Raw genomic sequence first — 21,490 nt, forward strand, 5'->3', positions numbered from 1 at the left:
TGCATCTGAAACGATCGGTGCCGACGCTACAGCGCGCGCGTCATGAAGACGCTGTTGGGGTCTTCCACGTAGTCGCCGAACGGCTGGCACGGCACGAAGCCTGCCCCGGCATACAGGCGGCGGGCCGGGGCGAAGCCATCCATCGAACCGGTTTCCAGGCTCAGCCGCCGGTAACCGCGGCGCCTGGCCTCGCCCATGATGTGGTCCAGCATTCGGGACGCCACCCCGCGGCGCAGATGCGACTGCGAGGTGCGCATCGACTTGATCTCGCCATGGGTCGCATCGAGTCGGCGCAGGGCGCCGCAGCCGGCCAGCGCGTCGCCGTCCCACAGGGTCCAGAAGGTGATGTCGGGGCGACGCAGGCCGTCCAGGTCGAGCGCGTGCACGCTCTCCGGCGGCGAAAGCCGGTGCATCCCGTCCAGGTGTTCCCGCAGCAGCGCGAGGACGGCCGGGTGCTGCAGCGGATCGACGCGGATCTCCATTGCCCTCCCGCGCGCGCGGGGCGCGACGCCGGCCATGCGGCGAAGAATGGCGGCCCCGGCGCGATTCGAACGCACGACCTTCCCCTTAGGAGGGGGACGCTCTATCCAGCTGAGCTACGGGGCCTTGGACGGCATTCTCGCACGATCGCCGGCGCGGACGAAGCCGCGCAACGCGTATCGGCCCGGCCGGCGCCGGTCCGTGATGGGCCGGCGGACCTGCCCGCTCTGCTAAAATTGCGGTTCCCCTGGACGCCCGCGCGCCCGACACCGCATTCCTGGAGCAACCATGCCCACCGATCTTCTCAAGGCGCTTGGCCTTGGCAGCACCAATTCCGGCACCTACCTCGGCAGCGGCGAATGGTCCCCGACCACCGATGCCGGCCTGTTGCGGTCGATCAACCCGACCACCAACGAGGTGATCGCCGAGGTACATGCCAGCAGCCAGACCGACTACGAGAAGATCGTCGAGCGCGCCCAGGCCGCCTTCAAGGTATGGCGCACCACGCCGGCCCCGCGCCGTGGCGAGGCCGTGCGCCTGTGCGGCGAGGCGCTGCGCGCGCACAAGGACGCGCTGGGCTCGCTGGTCGCGCTGGAAATGGGCAAGAGCAAGCCCGAGGGCGACGGCGAAGTGCAGGAGATGATCGACATCGCCGATTTCGCCGTGGGCCAGAGCCGCATGCTGTACGGCTACACCATGCACTCCGAGCGCCCCGGCCACCGCATGTACGAGCAGTACCACCCGCTGGGCCTGGTCGGCATCATCAGCGCGTTCAACTTCCCGGTGGCGGTGTGGGCGTGGAACTCGTTCCTGGCCGCCATCTGCGGCGACATCTGCATCTGGAAGCCGTCCAACAAGACCCCGCTGACCGCGATCGCCAGCATGAAGATCTGCAACGACGCGCTGAGGGCCGGCGGCTTCCCGGACATCTTCTTCCTGATCAACGACGCCGGCGTGGAACTGGCGCAGCGGTTCGTCGACGACACCCGCATCCCGCTGATCAGCTTCACCGGCTCCACCCAGGTCGGCCGCACCGTCGGCGAGCGCGTCGCCCGCCGCATGGGCCGCAGCCTGCTGGAACTGGGCGGCAACAACGCCATCATCCTGGACGAGAGCGCCGACCTGAAGCTGGCGATCCCCGGCATCGTGTTCGGCGCGGTCGGCACCGCCGGCCAGCGCTGCACCACCACCCGCCGCCTGATCGTGCACGAATCCATCCACGACACCGTGCTGTCCACGCTGGTGAAAGCCTACAAGCAGGTGGAAGGCAAGATCGGCGACCCGCTGGACCCGGCCAACCTGATGGGTCCGCTGAACAGCCCGGGCGCCGTGCAGCAGTTCCTCGCCTCCATCGAGAAGGCCAAGGCCAGCGGCGGCACCGTCGAGACCGGCGGCACCGCCATCGACCGCCCCGGCAACTTCGTGCTGCCGACCATCGTCACGGGGCTGAAGAACTCCGACGAAGTGGTCCAGCACGAGACCTTCGCGCCGATCCTGTACGTGATGAAGTACAAGTCCCTGGACGAAGCCATCGAGATGCAGAACGCGGTGCCGCAGGGCCTGTCCTCGTCGATCTTCACCCAGAACCTGAAGGCGGCCGAGCAGTTCCTGTCGGCGGCCGGCAGCGACTGCGGCATCGCCAACGTCAACATCGGCACCAGCGGCGCCGAGATCGGCGGCGCCTTCGGCGGCGAGAAGGAGACCGGCGGCGGCCGCGAGTCCGGCTCGGACGCCTGGAAGGTCTACATGCGCCGCCAGACCAACACGATCAACTATTCCGATTCGCTGCCGTTGGCCCAAGGCATCAAGTTCGACCTGTAACGGCCGTTTGAAGAAGTGCCCACCGGGCGCGACCGGACGCTTGCCCAGCGGGATGTCCGGTCGCACTCATGGAGCACGCCTGCCAGGAAACCCTCCATGACCGCGACCGCCCCCACCGAACGCTTCAGCAGCCGCGTCGAGGACTATGTCCGCCACCGGCCGGACTACCCGCCGGCGCTGCTGGACTGGTTGCGGCGCGAGCACGGCGTCGAGGCCGGCTGGCGGGTGGCCGACATCGGCGCCGGCACCGGCATCTCCTCGCGCATGTTCCTGCAAGCCGGCCACGCGGTCGCCGCCGTCGAGCCCAATGCGGCGATGCGCGCGGCGGCGGTCGAAGCGCTTTCCGGTTTCCCCGGGTTCCGCGCGGTGGACGGCAGCGCCGAGGCGACCACGCTGGACGACGCCAGCGTCGACCTGGTGTCCGCCGCGCAGGCGTTCCATTGGTTCGACCCGGTCCGGGTCAGGGCGGAATGGGCACGCATCCTGCGCCCGGGCGGGCTGGCGGTCGTCTACTGGAACTCGCGCCGGCTGTCCGGCACGCCGTTCCTGGCGGGCTACGAGGCGTTGCTGTCCGAATACGGCACCGACTACGCCGCCGTCGCCGAGCGCCACCCCGACGACGACGCCATGCGCCGATGGTTCGGCGACGGATGGCGCGGCAGCGTGGTTTTCCCGCACGCGCAGTCGATGGATTTCGCCGGGCTGCGCGGACGCCTGCTGTCTTCCTCTTACGCCCCGCAACTCGGCCATCCCGCCCACGCGCCCATGCTGGAAGCCCTGCGGCGGCTGTTCGAGGCCACCGCCGAAGCGGGCCGGGTGCGCCTGGACTATGACACCCGCGCGTTCGTCGGCACACTCGACGACGCCACCGCCCCCTCCAGCAAAGAGCCGCTCCCATGAATGTTCCCGTCCGCCAGAACAGCACGCTGGCCATCATCAGCCTGGTCGCCGGCATCCTGGGCTGGACCCTGCTGCCCTTCCTCGGCAGCATCGGCGCCATCATCACCGGGCACCTGGCGCGCGCGGAAATCAGGCGCGAACCGCAACGCCTGCAGGGCGACGGACTGGCGGTCGCCGGACTGATCCTGGGCTGGCTGTCGGTGGCCACGTGGATCGTCGGCATCCTGATCTTCGTGCTGTTCTTCGGTGGCCTGTTCTGGCTGGGTAATCACTGATCCATGTACCGGTTCGCTCGCCCCTTCCTGTTCGGACTCGATGCGGAACGCGCCCACGGGCTCGGCCTCAAGGCCTTGGACCTGGCCTACCGCACCGGCACCAGCCCGCTGCTGGCGCGCCCCATCGCACCGATGCCGACCAAGGCGATGGGGCTGACCTTCCCCAACCCGGTGGGCCTGGCCGCCGGCCTGGACAAGAACGGCGCGCACATCGACGCGCTGTTCGCGCTGGGCTTCGGCTTCGTGGAAATCGGCACGGTCACGCCGCGGCCGCAGCCCGGCAACCCCAAGCCGCGCATGTTCCGCCTGCCGCAGCACCGGGCCATCATCAACCGGCTGGGCTTCAACAACGAAGGCGTCGACGCGCTGGTGCGCAACGTGGAAGCGGCGCGCCGCGACCGCGGCCTGCTGGGCATCAACATCGGCAAGAACAGGGACACGGCCAACGAACGGGCCGCCAGCGACTACCTGTACTGCCTGGAGCGCGTCTACCCGCTGGCCGACTACGTCACCGTCAACATCTCTTCGCCCAATACCGCCGGCCTGCGCGAGCTGCAGGAGGAACAGGCGCTGCGCCAGCTGATCGGCGCGCTGCGCGAGGCGCAGGAGGACCTGGCCGCGCAGCACGGCAAGCGCGTGCCGATGCTGGTGAAGATCGCCCCCGACCTGTCCGACAGCGACATCGACGCCGTCGCGCGGGTGCTGGGCGACATGCGGGTGGATGGCGTCATCGCCACCAACACCACCGTCTCGCGCATCAGCGTGCAGGACCATCGCCATGCGCACGAAACCGGCGGCCTGTCCGGCGCGCCGCTGATGGGCCAGGCCACGCTGGTGCTGCGGCGCCTGCGCACGCGCCTGCCCGACCACATCCCGCTGATCGGCGTGGGCGGCATCCTGTCCGGCGCCGACGCGGTGGCGAAGATGTCCGCCGGCGCGTCGCTGGTGCAGTGCTACACCGGCCTGGTGTACCGGGGGCCGGAACTGATCCACGAATGCGTGGAAGCCATCCGCCGCCGCCGCGAGGCGCCCAGCCGCGGTCCCGTGGCGCCGGAATGACGCCCGCTTTCCGGCTGACCGCGAATACGCCCTTGCAGGCGCGCAACACCTTCGGCGTGGCCGCCACCGCGCCATGGCTGGTGGAAATCCACGATGCCGCCGCACTGCCCGACGTGCTGGCCCTGCCGCAGGTCGCGCAGGCGCCCGCCCTGGTGATCGGCGGCGGCAGCAACCTGCTGTTCGCCGGCGACCCGGAAGGCGCCGTGATTTCGCTGTCCACCCGCGACATCCGCATGCTGTCGCAGGACGACGGCCACGCCATCGTGCGTGCCGATGCCGGCGTGGCGTGGCATCCGCTGGTGATGTGGACGCTGGAGCACGGTCTGGGCGGGCTGGAGAACCTGGCGCTGATCCCCGGCACCGCCGGCGCCTCGCCCATCCAGAACATCGGCGCGTACGGCACCGAGGTGGGCGAATTCATCCGCGCGGTGGAGGCGCTGGACCGGCACAGCGGCGAACCGAGGCGGCTGGGCCGCGATGCCTGCGCGTTCGCCTACCGCGACAGCGTGTTCAAGCGCCAGCCGGACCGCTACCTGGTGACGGCAGTGGAATTCGCCCTGCCGCGCACGCCCGCGCTGCGGCTGGACTACGCGGGCCTCCGCGAGGAACTGGCGGCGATGGGGGTCGCGTCGCCGACGGCGCGCGACGTCGCCGACGCGGTGGTGCGCATCCGCCGCCGCAAGCTGCCCGACCCGGCAGTGGTCGGCAATGCGGGCAGCTTCTTCAAGAACCCGATCGTGTCGCAGGCGCAGGCCGAGGCCTTGCAGACGGACTACCCGACGCTGCCCGTGTTCCGCGGCGATGCCGCGCACAACCGCAAGCTGTCGGCCGCGTGGATGATCGAGGCCTGCGGCTGGAAGGGCCATCGCGACGGCGATGCCGGCGTCTCCGCCGATCACGCCCTGGTGCTGGTGAACCACGGCCGGGCCACCGGCGCGCAACTGCTGTCGCTGGCGCGGCGCATCGCCGCCTCGGTGCACGAACGCTTCGGCATCGCCATCGAGCCCGAACCGAAGGTCATCGGGGCGAGTTGGTAGCAGACCATGGTGCGCTTCTCCCACCCGCTCACCGCCCCCTCCCCCGTTCACGGGGGAGGGCTGGGGTGGGGGCAAACCGGGGCCGATACCTTCACGCGCCCGCGATGGCGGCGAGTGCGGCGATCCGTCGTCCGGCAGCCCATCGACGGCGCATCCACGCTTCCCGGCTCCGTCCGCCCCCATCCCAGCCTTCCCCCGCGTGCGGGGGAAGGGGCAGGTTCCTGCCGCTGATGCCCGCACTGCACATCCACAGCTACGCCGCTTGGCAGCCCCTCCCATGACATACACCCCTACCCCTGGAATCACCCCCTCCCCCGTTCACGGGGGAGGGCTGGGGTGGGGGCAAGCCGGAGCCGATACCTTCACCCGCCCGCGATGGCGGCGAGTGCGGCGATCCGTCGTCCGGCAGCCCATCGACGGCGCATCCACGCTTCCCGGCTCCGTCCGCCCCCATCCCAGCCTTCCCCCGCACGCGGGGGAAGGGGCAGGTTCCTGCCGCTGATGCCCGCCATCCCCACCCACTTCCGCGCCGCGCTGCTGATGCTGGGCAGCACGGTGCTCTTCGCGCTGATGGTGGTGGCGATCCGCCTGGCGTCGCAGACGCTGCACACCTTCGAGATCGCGTTCTTCCGCAATTTCTTCGGCCTGCTGGCGGCGTTGCCGCTGCTGTTCCGGCATGGACCGGGCTTCCTGAAAACGGATCAGTTCCCCCGCTACCTGTTCCGCTGCGTGATCGGCATCTGCTCGATGCTGGCCGGCTTCTGGGCCATCGGCCACCTGCCGCTGGCGCAGGCGGTGTCGCTGTCGTATTCCACCCCCATCTTCGTCACCCTGGCCGCGGCTGCGCTGCTGAACGAAAAGGTGCGCGCGCGCCGCTGGAGCGCGGTGATCCTGGGCTTCATCGGCGTGCTGGTGATCGTGCGGCCGGGCTCGGCGGAATTCAGCGTGGACGCGCTGATCGCGGTGCTGGCCGCGGTGATGAGCGCCATCGTCGCCATCCAGATCAAGCAACTCTCGCACACCGAGCCGGCCGACCGCATCGTCATCTACACCACCCTGTTGTGGGTGCCGATGTCGCTGCTGCCCGCGCTGGCCGTGTGGGAGTGGCCGCGGGGCATCGCCTGGGTCTGGGTGGTCGCGGCCGGCTTCCTGGGTACCGGCGGCCACATGCTGTGGACGCGCGCATTGAAGCAGGGCGAAGTGTCCGCGCTGACGCCGATCAGCTTCATGCAGCTGCCGGTGGTGGCGATCTTCGGCTGGTGGCTGTTCGGCGAAGGCCTGGACCGCTGGACGCTGGTGGGCGCCGGCATCATCTTCGGCGCCAACGCCTACATCGCCCACCGCGAAGCCGTGCTGTCGCGCAAGTCCGCCTCGGAAGCCGCCAGTTCGGCGGCCAAGCCGGGCGAATGACTACTGCTTGCCGGGGCGCCGGCCCTCGCGGTAGAGCGCGACGAATTCCGCTTCGGGTTCGCTCAACGTCTTCGCATCCGCCGCCAGCAACGGCGCCACGTAGCGCTGGTACAGCGGTTCGGCTTCCGCGGGGCGGCCCAGTTCGCGATACACGTCGATCAGGTTCCAGGCCGCGACGCGCGTCTCGACATGTTCCTCTCCCAGCAGCGTACGGCGCAGATCGAACAGTTCCCGGTACTGGACGAGCGCCTGCTCCCGCTGTCCCCGCGTCCGCAGCGCTTCGGCACGGATGACCATCGCGATCTGGGCCTGCGGATGCTTGCCGCCTAGCGCCTTGAGCGCCAGCGGCTGGACGTCGCCGAGCAGCCCGAGCGCCGCCTCGGCCTGACCGTCGTTCAGCAGCGTGCCGGCATGGTTGACCAGGATCGACAGGGTGTCGGGATGGGCGGGCCCCAGCAGCCTGCTGCGCGCACGGATCACCTGTTCCTCCAGCGGCAGCGCCGATGCGAAGTCCTTCAGGCGCGCATGGGCGGTCGCCAGGTTGAGCCGCGTACGCAGGGTCTGCGGATGATCCTGGCCAAGCACGCGTTCACGGGCCGCCAGCACCTCCTTCATCATCGGCAACGCCTCGGCGGCCTGGCCTGAATCCACCATCATCGTGGCCAGCGTCGCACGCGCCTGCAGCGTCACCGGATGCTCGCTGCCCAGCCTGTGCAGGTAGATGTCGGTCAGTTGGCGCTGCATCTGCACGGCCCCCTGCTTCTCGCCGCTCATGATGCGCATGACGGCCAGGTTGCCCATCGCCGACAGGGTCTCCTCGTGGTCCGGCCCCAGTGCGGCCGTGCGCAGCGGCACCAGTTTCTCCATGTTGGCGCGCGCGGCCTCGATGTCGCCCACCGATCGCTGCACGGCCGCCAATCCGTTCAGCGCCTCCATCGCGGCGAGGTCGCGCTCGCCGACGGCCGCCACCAGTCGCTCGTGCACGGCCTGCGCCATGCCCTTGGCGCGCTCGCGGTCGCCCCGCGCCGAGATGACCTGGACCTGCGCAAGTTCCAGCTTGACGCGGGTGCGATCGTTGACGGGCAAGGAGATCGCGCGGGGCAGCGCGGTGCGCAGCACGGCATCGGCCGCATCGACGTGCGCGCCCTCCAGCAATGCCTGCACCTGCGCCTGCTGCGCGCGCAGCGTGGGCTCCGCGGCCTCGCCCAGGGTGCGGCTCCGGTAGGCCGCGACCTCGCCGAACTGCGCGGCCGCCTTGTCGTACAGGCCGATGGCGGCGTACACGCGCGCGACCGATTCGCGCAGGTCGGCGGCCACGTCGGGCTGGTCCGCGAAATCGCGTTCGATGGCGGCCTCGGCGCCAGCCAGCAGTTGCCGGTCGACCAGGCTGCGGGCCAGGTCGCCGGTGCTGGCCTTCGCCAACGCCTTGCCGAAGGCGTCGGCGGCCGACGGATCGGCACTCTCCACCTGGCGGTAGAGCCCCTCGGAAAGCCCCACCCCCATCGTCTCGATGTCGATGTCTTCCAGCATCGACTGCTGGAACGCCGCGACCTTCGCCAGTTCGGCGCTGCGCGCCTCGGCCATCGCGCGCTGCGTGCGTGCCTGCTGCAAGCCGTACAGCGACAGGCCCAGGCCGCCCAGCAATGCCAGCAGCACCGCGCATGCCGCCACTACCGCGGTGCGGTGGCGACCGGCGAATTTCCTCCACACGTAACGGCGGGTGGCGGGCGCTGCCTGCACCGGCCGGCCATCCAGGTAGCGCTGCAGGTCCTCCGCCAGCGCGGACACCGAGTCGTAGCGTGCGTTGCGGTCGTGCTGCATCGCCTTCAGCACGATCCAGTCCAGGTCGTCGCGCAGCAGCCGGCGCATCCGCGGCAGGCTCAGGCCTCGGTCGCGCGCCGCGTCCTGCGCCTGCGCGGCGGGCAGCGCCGCCAGCCGCGACGACGGGGCCATGGCGGTCACCGTATCGGCGGACCAGGTCTCGCCGACCGCGTCCGGACGCATGCCCGCCACCAGTTCGTACAGCACCACGCCCAGCGAATACACATCGCTGCGCGTATCCAGCTGCGCGGCATCGCCGTGCGCCTGCTCCGGGCTCATGTACTCGGGCGTGCCGGCGCGCTCCATCGCCGCATCGCCCAGCGCCAGCGTGGCGGCGGTGGCGATGCCGAAATCGATGATCTTCGGCAATGGCCGGCCATCGATGGTGTCCACCAGCAGGTTGGCCGGCTTCAGGTCGCGGTGGACGACGCCCTTGTGGTGGGCGTGCTGCACGCCTTCGCAGATGCGGATGAACAGGCCGATGCGCTGGTTCAGCGGCAGCGCGTGCTCCTGGCAGTAGCGCGTCAGCGGGCTGCCTTCGATCAGTTCCATCGCGAAGAACGGGAAGCCTTCCTCGGTGGCGCCGGCGTCGTAGATCTGCGCGATGGCCGGGTGGCGCATCTGCGCCAGCAACTGGCGCTCCACTTCGAAATAGGCCAGGTGCCGCGCCTGCAATCGCTGCGAACGCAACAGCTTCAGCGCGACGGTCCGCCGCACCGGCTCCAGTTGCGCCGCGCGGTAGACCTCGCCCATGCCGCCACGGCCCAGCAGGCCCTCGATGCGATAGCGGCCCAGGCGCGCGCCGGGGGCGAGCGTGCCGTCGGGCGCGGTCGCCGCGCCTTCGAGGCGGGTGGCCAGGCTTTCGGTCGGCGCCTGGTCGTCGTGCGGGTGCTGCGAGGTCATGCCACTTCCCCCTGTGGACGGGCGCCATGGTAGCGGAAGCCTGCGACCGCGGGCCGATCCGGCTACACTCGGCGGACTCCCTGCGAGCCCCCAGCGCATGTCCCGGGAAAAGCGAGATCCGCAAACCACGCAGCGCACGGTGTTGAGCGATGGCCCGCGCGCGCTGTCGCCGCGCTCGGCGTGCGTGGTGGTGATCCAGGGCGAAGGGCTGGGGCGCCGCGCCGACATCGACCTGCGGCGCGTGCTGGTGGGGCGTTCGCAGGAGGCCGACCTGCACATCCCGCACAGCAGCGTCTCGCGCCATCATTGCGAAATCTGGCGCGACGGCGACACCTACTGGGTGCGCGACCTGGGCGCCACCAACACCACGCGGCTGAACGACAAGCCGGTGCACGAAGCGGCGCTGAGCGACGGCGACCACCTGGCGCTGGGCGAGAGCATGGTCAAGTTCATCAGCCACAGCAGCGTGGAAGCGCACTACCACGAAGAGATCTACCAGCTGGCCACGCACGACGCGCTGACCGAGATGCACAACCGCCGCCATTTCATCGAGACGGTGGAGAAGGAAATCGCCCGCGCCATGCGCCACCGGCGCCCGCTGACGATGTGCATCATCGACGTGGACCTGTTCAAGCCGGTCAACGACCGCTACGGCCACATCTCTGGCGACAACGTGCTGAAGCAGATCGCCACGCTGGTGCGCCGCCACGTGCGCAACGACGATGCCGCCGCGCGCATCGGCGGCGAGGAGTTCGCGGTGCTGCTGCCGGAGTGCGGCGCGGATGCCGCCTACGGTTTCGCGGAACGGTTGCGCGAAGCGGTGGCCAACGTGGTGTTCCGCCCCGGCGGCGAGCCGCAGTCCATCACCGTCAGCATCGGCATCGCCGAGCTGACCCCCGAACGCGACACCTGCAGCCGCATGATGGCCGCCGCCGACGCCGCGCTGTACCGCGCCAAGAGCGAAGGCCGCAACCGGGTGTGCATCGAACACTGAAATTTCATCACTGCCGGAAAGGAGTTCCCATGCAGCTAAAACACCCCGCCTTCCCCTTCTGCCTGGTCATGACGCTGTTGCTGCCCGGCTGCGACTATCCGCAGGCGGAACAGCGCCAGCCGGCCTCGACGGAACAAGCCCAGACTGAAGCGGAGGACGCCAGCGCACGGCATCGCGACCCGGCTGTGGGCCAGCGGACCCGCTGGATGCCGGCATCCGATGTCGATCCGCCATCGCCTGCGTCATCCCCCGCCGTCGCGAGGACGGCACCGAAGGCGGATGGCGACGCCCTGGTGCGCTTCACCGGCAAGGTGGCCGAGACGTCCTCGGCCGCCACCTGCGAGATGCCGGGTTTCGTGCCGCCGACGCAGTTCAAGGTATTCGCGGCGGGCGCCTATGCCGGCCGGAAACTGGACTACCAGATCGACCAGAGCGGCCATCAGGCCACCCGCATGGACGTGGCGGTCAACCACGCGCGGGAACCGGTCGTGCTGATGCTGGGCGCCTACGAACCCACGGTCTGGAACATCGGCTGGTCTCCCTTCCACCCGCATCGCCGCGGTGCTGGTCAGCGGCTACCACCGCCAGGCAGTGGCGGGATTGCCCGCCGACGTGCCCGTGCTGGTCAGCACCCACGACGATCGCGGCGCCTGCGGCTATTTCTACGTCGCGGAGAAGCGCCTGGCCCAGTTGAACCCCATCGCGACCCGGCTTTTCGATCGTCCGGTGGACATGGTGTACCTGGCGCGCGAGGGCAGCGTGACCATCGGCGATGCCGTTTCCGCGGAGTCGCTGGTGACTTCCCCGCGCATTGCGCCCGATTCCTTCCGCGACCTTTCCGCACCGCTCGCCGGCGAAGCGGGCCTGCGCGACGCCGTCGCCAAGGGCCTGCTGCGCGAGGCGCGGCGCTCGGACATGGACGCCTGGCAGCAGGCTCGCGCCGCGGTGGATCGCAGCGCCGGAACGCTGCCGCCGATCGCGGGGCAATCCGGGCGGGCTGTCGCATCGCATGACAGCAGCCTGCACAACGGTTACGTGGTGCTGAAGCCGATGATCCTGCCCGCCGGGCTGTACGGCGCGCATTCGGCGACCTTCATCGTGCCGAAGGGCGTGCCGCGACCGACAGGAAACCCGGGGCATTCGGCCATCTACGATTTCAACACCCTGACCTGTGCGGGCGCGGTCTGCGAGAACCGCTAGGGCGGTCCGGACGGTATCGCCTCATCCGCCATGCCGGAGCGGTCCAACGGGGCCGCAATGCGCTCGACACCCAACCCGGCCGCGCGCCAGGCATCGATGCCGCCGCGCAACGGCAGCACGTCGCGGAAACCGGCGCGCCGCAGCTGGCCGGCCATCCAGGCGGCGGAGACCTCGTCCGGGCACGCGCAGTAGATGACGATCTTCCGTTCGCGCGCATAGGTCGAGCGGATGCCTTCCAGTTCGCGCTCGTCGGCGAACACGGCACCCGGGATGACGTACGGGTCCACGTCGCGGAAGCCCGGCGCGCGGATGTCGAACACCACCGGCGGCTGTCCGTCGTGGATCAGGCGGTCGAGTTCCCGCACCTCGATGCGTGCGGCTTCCAGCGACTTGAACAGCGTGCGCCGCCGCCACCAGCGCCAGCCGATGTATGCCGCCAGCAGCAGGCCGACGAGCGCACCGGCACCGGTGCCCAGCTGCGACAGGGTGTCGATGACGGTCTCCACCTGCGCGGAAAACACCACGCCCAGGGTCAACCCCAGTCCGGCCCACAGCGCCGCGCCCAGGCCGTCGTAGCGCAGGAAGGGCGGCAGCCGGGCCTGCATGGCGCCGGCCATCGGCACCGACACCATCGACAGGCCGGGGATGAACTTGGCCACCGACAGCACGCGGATGCCGAAACGCCCGTAGAAGCGCTCGGTGCGCTTCATGCAGGTGTCGCGCGACAGCGACAGCCGGCACAGCGACTGCAGCGTCCGGTTGCCGTAGCGGCGCCCCGCGTAGAACCACACGCTGTCGCCGATCAGGCTGGCCGCCACCGACACCGCCAGCACGCCCGACAGCGGCAGCCACATCGGGTCCGGCTGCAACGCCAGCCCCGCGCCGACCAGGATCAGCGTGGGCATAGCCGGCACGGGCAGGCCCAGCGACAACGCCAGCACGTTGACGAAGACCAGCGCCAAGCCGTACTTGTCGATCAGTTCCTGCATCGGTTCCCCAGGGGATGGACGCGCCGCGCCTGCGCCGCGGACGATGGCGACATGTTCCGCCGAGCGCATGCCGGCGGCAAGCCGGAATCGCGCAACGATGCGTCACAGCCGCCGATCGCGCACTGGCGTACCGATGGGACCGGCAGGCAGACTCGCCCCCTGGCGCACAGGCATCGCACCTCCATGAAGACCCTCGGCATGATCGGCGGCATGAGCTGGGAATCCACCCTGCCCTACTACCGTGTCGTCAACGAAACCGTGCGCGCGCAACTCGGCGGCCTGCATTCGGCCCGGCTGGTGCTGTACAGCATGGACTTCCACGACATCGAACGGCTGCAGCATGCCGGCGACTGGGATGCCGCGGGCCAGGCGATGGCGGACGCGGCCCGGGCGCTGCGGGCCGCCGGCGCCGACCTGCTGGTCCTGTGCACCAACACCATGCACAAGGTGGCCACGGCCATCGAGCAGGCCACGCCATTGCCGCTGCTGCATATCGCGGATGCCACCGCCGACGCCATCCGCGCCGCCGGACTGGCGCGGGTGGGCCTGCTGGGCACGCGCTTCACGATGGAACAGGATTTCTACCCGGCGCGGTTGCGGCGCCACGGCATCGAGACGCTGGTGCCGGACGCCGCCGGGCGCGAAGCGGTCCACCGCATCATCTACGGGGAACTGTGCCTGGGCCGGGTGACGGAAAGCTCACGCCGACGATTCCGCGACACCATGGCGCAGTTGGTCGAGCGCGGTGCCGAAGGCATCGTCCTGGGCTGCACCGAGATCATGCTGCTGGTGCAACCGGGCGACGCCCGCGTGCCCACCTTCGATACCACCACCCTGCACGCGCGGGCCGCCGCGATGCGTTGCCTAGCGCAGGACTGAAAGGCGCCAAGGCATGCTGCGGCGCATGATTCACGCGCGTAGCCCCGCCCCCGGCATGCGCTCTGGCGGGGCATAAGCGGCCACCGTGGGGGGTTTGCGCAGCCAATCCCGCCCTCATCACGCGCGCTTAATCCCCAACGCGGCCTCACCGCCCACCATGCGCCGCTGTACGGAGCCGCCCGCGCGGCCCGCACCACGCCCCCATCCCGGTTGTTGTCCTTGTCCACCTGGCTGTTACGGAGGGTTCGATCATGGCCATTGCTGCACGTCCCGCGCGTATTCCCGTCATGGTGGCGGCCGCCGCCGTCACCGTCCTCATCGCCTCGCCGCTGAAAGCCGAGGAAGGCGACTACAGCTTCTGGCAGACGCTGGTGAACCTGGTCTCGCCGCCCAAGGCCGACAACAAGGTTACCGCCGCGCAGCGCACCGGCGCGTATCCCCTGCTGGCCAATCCCTCCGGCTTCAACGACGGTTTCCGGCCCGGCCGCTACAGCGAATGGCAGACCATCCAGTTGGCGCCGGAAACCGGTGCGGTGTGCGGCGACGGTTCACCGTTCAAGTTCTTCGTCAACCGCGTGGCCGACACGCGCAACACCATCCTCTACATGGAAGGCGGCGGCGCTTGCTGGGACTACGCCAGTTGCAGCGGCCAGAGCGGCATCCGCGGCGCGCGCAATCCCAACGGCATTCCCGACGACTACATGAGCCTGCTGAATCCCGGCGCCAGCCTGGTCAGCCCGTTCGTCACCCGCGTCAGTCCGTTCGACGCGGTGAAGACGCAGGGCTGGAACATGGTCTACATCCCCTATTGCACCGGCGACATCTACAGCGGCGACCGCGTGGCCGTGTACGAAGACCCCAGCGGCCAGCAGGCGCCGCTGGTCTGGCACCACAACGGTGTGCGCAACGTGCGCGCGGTGGTCGGCTGGCTGAAGGACAACCTGCCGCGTCCCACGCAGATGCTGTCCACCGGCTGCAGCGCCGGCGGCGCCGGCAGCCTGACCAGCTACCACCCGCTGCGCCGCGACATGGCGCCGACGCGCGGTTTCCTGATCGACGACTCCGGCCCCATCTTCCCCACCCCGGCCAACGGCAGTCCGGTGGACTATCCGTCGCAGCCGCTGATGGCGCTGATCCGCCAGGCCTGGGGCCTGGACCAGCCCAACGGCCCATTGCCCTACCTGGCCAGCGGCATGCCGCAGTTCGACCTGGGCGAACTGGGCAGCCTGTATCCCGCGCTTTCGGCGAAGTACCCCAGCGACCGGCTGGGCCACACGCACTTCTGGAAGGACCTCAACTACTCGTCCTATTCGTACGAGCGCTTCCATCCCGACATCGCCAACGCACCGGACCAGGCCACCAAGGAAGCGCGTATCCACGCCCGCTGGGACACGGATACCGCCCGCCTGCGCGACCGCTTGAACACGCTGGACAACTTCGGCGGATACTTCCCGCAATACCGCGCGTTGAACGAAAGCCACTGCACTACCATCGTCGACTTCAAGAACGCCGACATCCAGGCGCAGAACCTGCAGTTGAAACACTTCATCGACAGCGTGCTGGACGGCCAGGGCAAGGTGCTGGACGCCAGCGAGCAGGACGACCAGGCCGATCGCGCCAAGCCGTTCAACCTGCTGTACTGGCTGGTGGACCAGTTGCTGGGATGAGACGCACGGCGTGGACCGTCGCCGCACGACGGTCCACGCATCCGGAGGAGCGATCGTGAAGAAGACCCTGCCCCTGGCGATCCTGTTGGGCGCGGCCGCCCTCGCCGCAGGCGGTGCGTGGATGGCGCGCTCGTCCGATGCCGCCTCGCCACAGGCCGCCGGCCACGACGACGACGCACGCGCCCCAGCCCCGCCCGAACTCGCCGCGTTGCAGGCCAGCCCGCAGGCCGAGGCGCACCGCGAACGCATGCGCTTCGAACGGGAAGCGCGCGACTTCTTCGCCCACGCATCCTCGCTGCGCGCGGTGGAACGCAGCGAACGCGCCGACGCGCTCACGCGCCAGATCGACCGCTACGAAGCCACCGGCGGACTTTCCGCCGGCGAAGCTGTGCTGCTGCGCACGGCGCTGGTGAAGGCCACGGTGGACGACCCCGTGCGCCAGGCCGAGGAAGTCGCGGCCATCGCAGATCGCTATCGTGCGCACGCGGACCAGCGCATGGCGGCGTTCGCCGAGCGGCAGCGCAACGACCCGCGCTTCCAGTCCTACAAGGCGCGCGAGGCGCAAGTGGTGGCGGAAGTGATGGCGATGCCGACGGTACCGGCGGGACTCACCCGCGACCAGTACCTGCGCCAACGCCTGCAACAGGAACGCGAACGCGCGTACGCGCCTTGAAGAAACCCCTGTAGGAGCGACGTGAGTCGCGACCGGAAAAACCAAACGGCCTGCACCCTCGGATAAACTGGGCAAATCCCGGCCGACGACCAACGCCTCGTTCGCATTCATCCATGCGATTCGGACTTACGGTGGTGTTGCTCTTGCGGTCGCGACTCACGTCGCTCCTACAACGATATCCCTACCGCACCTGCCAGGGCCGCTCGCGGATGCGGAACAGCACCAGGTAGACGCCGGCCACCCAGGCCATGCCCGCGGCCCATCCGCCCAGGATGTCCGATGGGTAATGCACGCCCAGGTAGATGCGCGAGGCGCCCACCAGCAGCACGAACAGCAGCGCGAGCGCCGCCACCGGCCAGCGGAACCGCGTGTGCCAGCACAGCAGCGTCACCGCCATCGCCAGCGTCATCGACCCCATCGCGTGGCCGCTGGGGAAGCTGAAGGTGTGTTCCGGTGCGATGGATTCCCACAACGACGGGCGGTCGCGCCGGAAGTACTGCTTGGTGGCCAGGTTCAGCAGCCCCGAACCGGCGAACGACACGCCCGCGAAGGTCGCCTCTCGCCAGCGGCGCGCGGCCAGCAGGCCCAGCGTCAGCGCGATGTCCGCCGGCACCACGCCCCGTTGGTAGCCGATGGCCGACATGAAGACGAAGAAGCGGTCCAGCGCCGGACCGGCCAGCGCCTGCGCCCACCGCAACAGCGGGTCGTCGAAATGAAAGGCTTCCAGTTCGTGTATTTCGTCGGCCAGTTCGACGAACAGCCACAGCGGCGCCAGCAGGCACAGGAACAGCAGGACCAGACGGCCGCCGTGCTGGCGGAACAGGCCCGCGATGAAGCGCAGGCCCTGGGCCAGCGCCTCAGCCGGCGCCACGCGCGTATTTGCTCTCGACGTAGCCGTCGATCAGCGCGACGAACTCCTGCGCGATGTTCTCGCCGCGCAGGGTGACCTTCTTCTCGCCATCGACGAACACCGGCGCGGCCGGCGCCTCGCCCGTGCCGGGCAGCGAGATGCCGATATTGGCGTGGCGCGATTCGCCGGGGCCATTGACCACGCAGCCCATCACCGCCAGCGTCATGTTCTCCGCGCCTGGATGGGTGATCTTCCACTCCGGCATCTTGCCGCGCACGTGGTTCTGCACCACCTTCGCCAGTTCCTGGAAGAACTCGGACGTGGTGCGCCCGCAACCCGGGCAGGCGGTGACCATCGGCGTGAACGCGCGCTGGCCGGTGGTCTGCAACAGTTCCTGCGCGACGATGACCTCCTGCGTGCGCGACTGCCCCGGGTCGGGCGTCAGCGAGATGCGGATGGTGTCGCCGATGCCTTCCTGCAGCAGCACCGCCAGCGCGGCGCTCGACGCCACGATGCCCTTGCTGCCGATGCCGGCCTCGGTCAATCCCAGGTGCAGCGCGAAATCCGAACGCTGGGCCAGGTCGCGGTAGACGGCGATCAGTTCCTGCACGCCGCTGACCTTGGCCGACAGCACGATGCGGTCGCGCGGCAAGCCGATCTCCACCGCGCGCTCGGCCGAATCCAGCGCCGAACGGATCAACGCCTCACGCAATACGCGGCCGGCGTCCCATGGATCTTCGCGCCGCGAATTCTCGTCCATCAGCTGCGCGGCCAGCGACTGGTCCAGCGAGCCCCAGTTGGCGCCGATGCGCACCGGCTTGCCGTACTGGATGGCGAATTCGATCAGCTGCGCGAACTGGGTATCGCGCTTCTTGCCGAAGCCGACGTTGCCCGGGTTGATGCGGTACTTGGCCAGCGCCTCGGCACAGGCCGGCTCGCCCGCCAGCAACTGGTGGCCGTTGTAGTGGAAGTCGCCGATCAGCGGCACCGGCACTCCCATCATGTCCAGCTTCTCGCGGATGCGCGGGATGGCGGCGGCGGACTCGGGATTGTTGACCGTCAGCCGCACCAGTTCCGATCCGGCGCGCCACAGCTCGGCCACCTGCTTCACGCTGCCGGCGACGTCGGCGGTGTCGGTGTTGGTCATGGACTGCACCACCACCGGGTGGCCGCCACCCACGGTGATGCCGCCGATGGCGACGGCCTGGGTGATCCGGCGGGGCCAGGCGGCGCCGGCGGGAGGCGTGGGGCGAGTGACGGCGTCGTGCATGCGGCTATTTTAGACTGTTACGGGCAAGCTTCCGCACGTCATGTACCGGCGCGGGCGGGCAGCCTGAACCCGTCCGTAACATGACGATGATGATCGGGCGGGCATACTGGGAACCGAGCCCGTAACGGACCATTGCCCTGCATGAAAGCCTCCGATCTGTTCGTCCGCGCACTGGAAGCCGAGGGTGTCGAGTACATCTTCGGCGTGCCGGGCGAGGAAAACCTGGACCTGCTCGAATCCCTGCACCCTTCCCCCATCCGCATGGTGGTCACCCGCCACGAGCAGGCGGCCGGTTTCATGGCCGCCACCCTGGGCCGGCTGACCGGCAGGCCCGGCGTCTGCCTGTCCACGCTGGGGCCCGGCGCCACCAATCTGGTAACCGCCGCGGCCTACGCCCAGCTGGGCGCGATGCCGATGCTGATGCTGACCGGGCAGAAGCCCATCCGCAGCAGCAAGCAGGGCGCCTTCCAGATCGTCGACGTGGTCGACATGATGCGGCCGCTCACCAAGTACACCCGCCAGATCGTCGCCGCGGCCGGCATCCCGGCCAAGGTGCGCGAGGCGTTCCGGCGTGCGTCCGAGGAGCGTCCCGGCGCCACCCACCTGGAACTGCCGGAGGACATCGCGCGCGAGCAGTGCGACGCGCCGTTGCCGCCGGCCAGCCAGGCGCGGCGTCCGGTCGCCGACCAGAAGGCCATCGTGCGGGCCCGGCGCGCGCTGGAGAAGGCCAGGCATCCGCTGCTGGTGATCGGCGCCGGCGCCAACCGCAAGACCTCCTCGCGCATGCTGCAGCGCTTCGTCGATACGCTGGGCATTCCGTTCTGCTCCACCCAGATGGGCAAGGGCGTGGTCGACGAGAACCATCCGCTGTGGCTTGGCTGCACCGCGCTGTCGGACGGCGACTTCGTGCACCGCGCCATCGCCGCGGCCGACCTGATCCTGGTGGTCGGCCACGACGTGGTCGAGAAGCCGCCGTTCTTCATGCGCGAGGGCCGGCGCACGGTGATCCACATCAACTACGTCAGCGCCGAGGTGGACAGCGTCTACTTCCCGCAGATCGAACTGGTCGGCGACATCGCCAACACGATGTGGCGGCTGCAGAACGAATTCGAGCCGCAGCCGCACTGGGATTTCTCGTTCTTCGACCGCGTGCGCGAAGCGCTGTGCGCGCAGGTGCGCGAAGGCGCCGACGATCCCCGCTTCCCGATGCTGCCGCAGCGGGTCGTGGCCGACGTGCGCCAGTGCATGGGCGAACAGGACTTCGTCTGCCTGGACAACGGCATCTACAAGCTGTGGTTCGCGCGCAACTACCGGGCCGCGCGTCCCAACACGCTGCTGCTGGACAACGCGCTGGCGACGATGGGCGCCGGCCTGCCGTCGGCGATGGCCGCGGCGCTGCTGCATCCGGAACGCAAGGTGCTGGCGGTGTGCGGCGACGGCGGCTTCATGATGAATTCGCAGGAACTGGAAACCTGCATGCGGCTGGGCCTGAACCTGACCGTGCTGGTCCTGCGCGACGACGCGATGGGCATGATCCGCTGGAAACAGGAGGAAATGGGCTTCGCCGACTACGCGATGACGATGGGCAACCCGGATTTCGTCAAGTACGCCGAAAGCTACGGCGCGCGCGGCCATCGCCCGGAGTCGGCCGAGGCCTTCGCGCCGCTGCTGGCGCAATGCCTGGCGCGCGACGGCGTGGACCTGATCGACCTGCCGGTGGATTATTCGCAGAACGGCCCCATCCTCAACCACGAACTGCGCGAGCGCGCCGACGCGCTCTGACCGACCGCAACGCGGCCTCCACGAAGGAAACACTCCCATGCTGAAACCGAGCTACCCGCTGTACCTGGCCAACGCCGCGGTCGCCGCCAATACCGATCTGGACGTGCTGGACAAGTATTCCGGCCAGATCGCCACCCGCGTGGCGATGGCCGATGCGGCGATCATCGAGAAAGCCATCGCCGCGGCGGTGGACGCGGCGCCGGCGATGGCCGCGTTCGCGCCGTACAAGCGGCAGGCGGTGCTGGAGCATTGCGTCAAGCGCTTCCGCGAACGTGCCGAGGAACTGGCGCTGGCCCTGTGCATCGAGGCCGGCAAGCCGATCAAGGACGCGCGCGGCGAGGTCTCGCGCCTGATCGACACCTTCCGCATCGCCGCCGAGGAATCGGTGCGCATCGAGGGCCAGACCATCAACCTGGAGATTTCCGAACGCACCCGCGGCTACCGCGGCATCTGGAAGCGGGTGCCGATCGGCCCGTGCAGCCTGATCACTCCGTTCAACTTCCCGCTCAACCTGGTCGCGCACAAGGTCGCGCCGGCGATCGCCGCTGGCTGCCCGTTCGTGCTCAAGCCGGCCGGCAAGACCCCGGTCGGCGCGCTGATCATCGGCGAGATCCTGGCCGAGACCGACCTGCCCAAGGGCGCGTTCTCGATCTTCTGCTGTTCCAACGACGATGCCGCACCGCTGATCGAGGACGACCGCATCAAGCTGCTGTCGTTCACCGGCGGCCTGATCGGCTGGGAATTCAAGGCCCGCGCCGGGCGCAAGAAGGTCACCCTGGAGTTGGGCGGCAACGCGGCCTGCATCGTCGATGCCGACCAGGCCGGCAACCTGGACGCGGTGGTGGAGCGCCTGGTCTTCGGCGCCTATTACCAGTCCGGGCAGAGCTGCATCAGCGTGCAGCGCATCCTCGCCCACGCCGACGTCTACGACGCCCTGCGCGAGAAGCTGGTGGCGAAGATCGGCGGCCTGGCGATGGGCGACCCGAGGCAGGAAGACACCTTCATCGGCCCGATGATCGACGAGGCCGCGGCGAAGAAGATCGAAGGCTGGATCGCGGACGCCACGCGGGCCGGCGGCACCCTGCTGGTCGGCGGGACGCGCAAGGGCAACATGCTGCAGGCCTCGCTGCTCGAGAACGTGCCGCGCGACTGCGAACTGCAGCGCAAGGAAGCCTTCGCGCCGGTCGCGCTGCTGGAGCGCTTCGACGATTTCGATGCCGCCATCGCCGCGGTCAACGATTCGGACTTCGGCCTGCAGGCCGGCGTGTTCAGCAACGACTTGGCGCACGCGCTGCGCGCCTGGGACGGGCTGGAAGTGGGCGGCGTGATCGTCGGCGACGTGCCCAGCTTCCGGGTCGACAACATGCCCTACGGCGGGGTCAAGGATTCCGGCCTGGGCCGCGAAGGCGTGAAGTTCACCATAGAGGACATGAGCGAACTACGGCTGCTGGTGCTCAGGCACTGAAGCGCCGCTGCGACC

Annotated in this window: 18 protein-coding genes and 1 tRNA gene; 13 read left to right on the forward strand and 6 right to left on the reverse strand. The window is 69.4% G+C overall.

The annotated features are described in order from the left end of the window. Window positions 1-26: 26 nt before the first annotated feature. Complete coding sequence (locus AAD027_RS10580) at window positions 27-482, reverse strand: GNAT family N-acetyltransferase (protein WP_341725995.1); 456 nt, start codon at window positions 480-482, stop codon at window positions 27-29. A gap of 47 nt (window positions 483-529) precedes the next feature. Continuing rightward, window positions 530-606 (reverse strand) — tRNA-Arg (locus tag AAD027_RS10585). 162 nt (window positions 607-768) lie between these two features. Here AAD027_RS10585 and amaB point away from each other — a divergent pair. From amaB to AAD027_RS10615, 6 genes are all read left to right on the forward strand, one after another. Continuing rightward, window positions 769-2,301 carry an L-piperidine-6-carboxylate dehydrogenase gene (gene amaB / locus AAD027_RS10590; RefSeq protein ID WP_341725996.1) on the forward strand — a complete coding sequence of 511 codons (1,533 nt, stop codon included), beginning with the start codon at window positions 769-771 and terminating at the stop codon, window positions 2,299-2,301. Window positions 2,302-2,397: 96 nt separating this feature from the next. After that, entirely contained in the window at window positions 2,398-3,201 is an 804-nt protein-coding gene (locus tag AAD027_RS10595) for a class I SAM-dependent methyltransferase (protein ID WP_341725997.1), read from the forward strand. Continuing rightward, window positions 3,198-3,476 carry a DUF4190 domain-containing protein gene (locus AAD027_RS10600; RefSeq protein WP_341725998.1) on the forward strand — a complete coding sequence of 93 codons (279 nt, stop codon included), beginning with the start codon at window positions 3,198-3,200 and terminating at the stop codon, window positions 3,474-3,476. The genes AAD027_RS10595 and AAD027_RS10600 overlap by 4 nt, the downstream gene beginning before the upstream one ends. Window positions 3,477-3,479: 3 nt before the next feature. Further along, window positions 3,480-4,535 (forward strand): quinone-dependent dihydroorotate dehydrogenase, encoded by a 1,056-nt coding sequence (locus AAD027_RS10605; RefSeq protein ID WP_341725999.1) that lies wholly within the window; start codon window positions 3,480-3,482, stop codon window positions 4,533-4,535. After that, window positions 4,532-5,572, forward strand: coding sequence for a UDP-N-acetylmuramate dehydrogenase (gene murB / locus AAD027_RS10610; RefSeq protein WP_341726000.1), 1,041 nt, complete (start codon window positions 4,532-4,534; stop codon window positions 5,570-5,572). The genes AAD027_RS10605 and murB overlap by 4 nt, the downstream gene beginning before the upstream one ends. Window positions 5,573-6,073: 501 nt before the next feature. Then, on the forward strand, window positions 6,074-6,982 hold the full coding sequence (locus AAD027_RS10615; RefSeq protein ID WP_341726001.1) for a DMT family transporter: 909 nt from the start codon (window positions 6,074-6,076) through the stop codon (window positions 6,980-6,982). On the opposite strand, the gene AAD027_RS10620 is transcribed toward AAD027_RS10615, so the two are convergent. Continuing rightward, window positions 6,983-9,706, reverse strand: coding sequence for a serine/threonine-protein kinase (locus tag AAD027_RS10620; protein ID WP_341726002.1), 2,724 nt, complete (start codon window positions 9,704-9,706; stop codon window positions 6,983-6,985). Window positions 9,707-9,803: 97 nt separating this feature from the next. Here AAD027_RS10620 and AAD027_RS10625 point away from each other — a divergent pair, with 97 nt between their 5' ends. Both AAD027_RS10625 and AAD027_RS10630 read left to right on the forward strand, forming a co-directional pair. Further along, a complete protein-coding gene (locus tag AAD027_RS10625; protein WP_341726003.1) occupies window positions 9,804-10,700 on the forward strand; it encodes a diguanylate cyclase in 897 nt (298 codons plus the stop codon). Window positions 10,701-11,261: 561 nt separating this feature from the next. Then, on the forward strand, window positions 11,262-11,900 hold the full coding sequence (locus AAD027_RS10630; RefSeq protein ID WP_341726004.1) for a hypothetical protein: 639 nt from the start codon (window positions 11,262-11,264) through the stop codon (window positions 11,898-11,900). On the opposite strand, the gene AAD027_RS10635 is transcribed toward AAD027_RS10630, so the two are convergent. Further along, on the reverse strand, window positions 11,897-12,889 hold the full coding sequence (locus tag AAD027_RS10635; protein WP_341726005.1) for a DedA family protein/thiosulfate sulfurtransferase GlpE: 993 nt from the start codon (window positions 12,887-12,889) through the stop codon (window positions 11,897-11,899). The genes AAD027_RS10630 and AAD027_RS10635 overlap by 4 nt on opposite strands. Before the next feature lie 183 nt (window positions 12,890-13,072). Between AAD027_RS10635 and AAD027_RS10640 the strand changes: the two genes are divergently transcribed. The 3 genes from AAD027_RS10640 to AAD027_RS10650 all read left to right on the forward strand — a co-directional run bounded on the left by AAD027_RS10640 (window position 13,073) and on the right by AAD027_RS10650 (window position 16,108). Then, entirely contained in the window at window positions 13,073-13,768 is a 696-nt protein-coding gene (locus AAD027_RS10640) for an aspartate/glutamate racemase family protein (RefSeq protein WP_341726006.1), read from the forward strand. A 251-nt stretch (window positions 13,769-14,019) separates the two neighbouring features. Beyond that, window positions 14,020-15,435, forward strand: coding sequence for a pectin acetylesterase-family hydrolase (locus AAD027_RS10645; RefSeq protein ID WP_341726007.1), 1,416 nt, complete (start codon window positions 14,020-14,022; stop codon window positions 15,433-15,435). 55 nt (window positions 15,436-15,490) lie between these two features. Then, window positions 15,491-16,108, forward strand: a complete 618-nt coding sequence (locus AAD027_RS10650; protein WP_341726008.1) for a hypothetical protein — start codon at window positions 15,491-15,493, stop codon at window positions 16,106-16,108. Window positions 16,109-16,289: 181 nt separating this feature from the next. Here the strand turns inward: AAD027_RS10650 and AAD027_RS10655 are convergent, their stop codons facing one another. Together AAD027_RS10655 and ispG are read right to left on the reverse strand one after the other, a co-directional pair. Then, window positions 16,290-16,961 carry a phosphatase PAP2 family protein gene (locus AAD027_RS10655; RefSeq protein WP_425605445.1) on the reverse strand — a complete coding sequence of 224 codons (672 nt, stop codon included), beginning with the start codon at window positions 16,959-16,961 and terminating at the stop codon, window positions 16,290-16,292. 4 nt (window positions 16,962-16,965) lie between these two features. Then, window positions 16,966-18,228, reverse strand: coding sequence for a flavodoxin-dependent (E)-4-hydroxy-3-methylbut-2-enyl-diphosphate synthase (ispG, locus tag AAD027_RS10660; RefSeq protein WP_341726010.1), 1,263 nt, complete (start codon window positions 18,226-18,228; stop codon window positions 16,966-16,968). Between the two features lie 141 nt (window positions 18,229-18,369). Between ispG and AAD027_RS10665 the strand changes: the two genes are divergently transcribed. Next, entirely contained in the window at window positions 18,370-20,010 is a 1,641-nt protein-coding gene (locus AAD027_RS10665) for an acetolactate synthase large subunit (protein WP_341726011.1), read from the forward strand. Window positions 20,011-20,047: 37 nt separating this feature from the next. Then, window positions 20,048-21,475, forward strand: coding sequence for an aldehyde dehydrogenase family protein (locus tag AAD027_RS10670; RefSeq protein WP_341726012.1), 1,428 nt, complete (start codon window positions 20,048-20,050; stop codon window positions 21,473-21,475). The last annotated feature ends 15 nt before the right edge of the window (window positions 21,476-21,490 follow it).

Source organism: Pseudoxanthomonas putridarboris, from assembly GCF_038321125.1.
GTDB lineage: Bacteria > Pseudomonadota > Gammaproteobacteria > Xanthomonadales > Xanthomonadaceae > Pseudoxanthomonas_A > Pseudoxanthomonas_A putridarboris.

Bases quoted from the DNA above. Each gene is read 5' to 3' on its own strand.
- AAD027_RS10580 (WP_341725995.1), bottom strand. From the start codon at position 482: ATGGAGATCCGCGTCGATCCGCTGCAGCACCCGGCCGTCCTCGCGCTG.
- ispG (WP_341726010.1), bottom strand. From the start codon at position 18,228: ATGCACGACGCCGTCACTCGCCCCACGCCTCCCGCCGGCGCCGCCTGG.
- AAD027_RS10620 (WP_341726002.1), bottom strand. From the start codon at position 9,706: ATGACCTCGCAGCACCCGCACGACGACCAGGCGCCGACCGAAAGCCTG.
- AAD027_RS10595 (WP_341725997.1), top strand. From the start codon at position 2,398: ATGACCGCGACCGCCCCCACCGAACGCTTCAGCAGCCGCGTCGAGGAC.
- AAD027_RS10670 (WP_341726012.1), top strand. From the start codon at position 20,048: ATGCTGAAACCGAGCTACCCGCTGTACCTGGCCAACGCCGCGGTCGCC.
- AAD027_RS10635 (WP_341726005.1), bottom strand. From the start codon at position 12,889: ATGCAGGAACTGATCGACAAGTACGGCTTGGCGCTGGTCTTCGTCAAC.
- AAD027_RS10625 (WP_341726003.1), top strand. From the start codon at position 9,804: ATGTCCCGGGAAAAGCGAGATCCGCAAACCACGCAGCGCACGGTGTTG.
- AAD027_RS10640 (WP_341726006.1), top strand. From the start codon at position 13,073: ATGAAGACCCTCGGCATGATCGGCGGCATGAGCTGGGAATCCACCCTG.
- amaB (WP_341725996.1), top strand. From the start codon at position 769: ATGCCCACCGATCTTCTCAAGGCGCTTGGCCTTGGCAGCACCAATTCC.
- AAD027_RS10605 (WP_341725999.1), top strand. From the start codon at position 3,480: ATGTACCGGTTCGCTCGCCCCTTCCTGTTCGGACTCGATGCGGAACGC.
- murB (WP_341726000.1), top strand. From the start codon at position 4,532: ATGACGCCCGCTTTCCGGCTGACCGCGAATACGCCCTTGCAGGCGCGC.
- AAD027_RS10645 (WP_341726007.1), top strand. From the start codon at position 14,020: ATGGCCATTGCTGCACGTCCCGCGCGTATTCCCGTCATGGTGGCGGCC.
- AAD027_RS10615 (WP_341726001.1), top strand. From the start codon at position 6,074: ATGCCCGCCATCCCCACCCACTTCCGCGCCGCGCTGCTGATGCTGGGC.
- AAD027_RS10665 (WP_341726011.1), top strand. From the start codon at position 18,370: ATGAAAGCCTCCGATCTGTTCGTCCGCGCACTGGAAGCCGAGGGTGTC.
- AAD027_RS10600 (WP_341725998.1), top strand. From the start codon at position 3,198: ATGAATGTTCCCGTCCGCCAGAACAGCACGCTGGCCATCATCAGCCTG.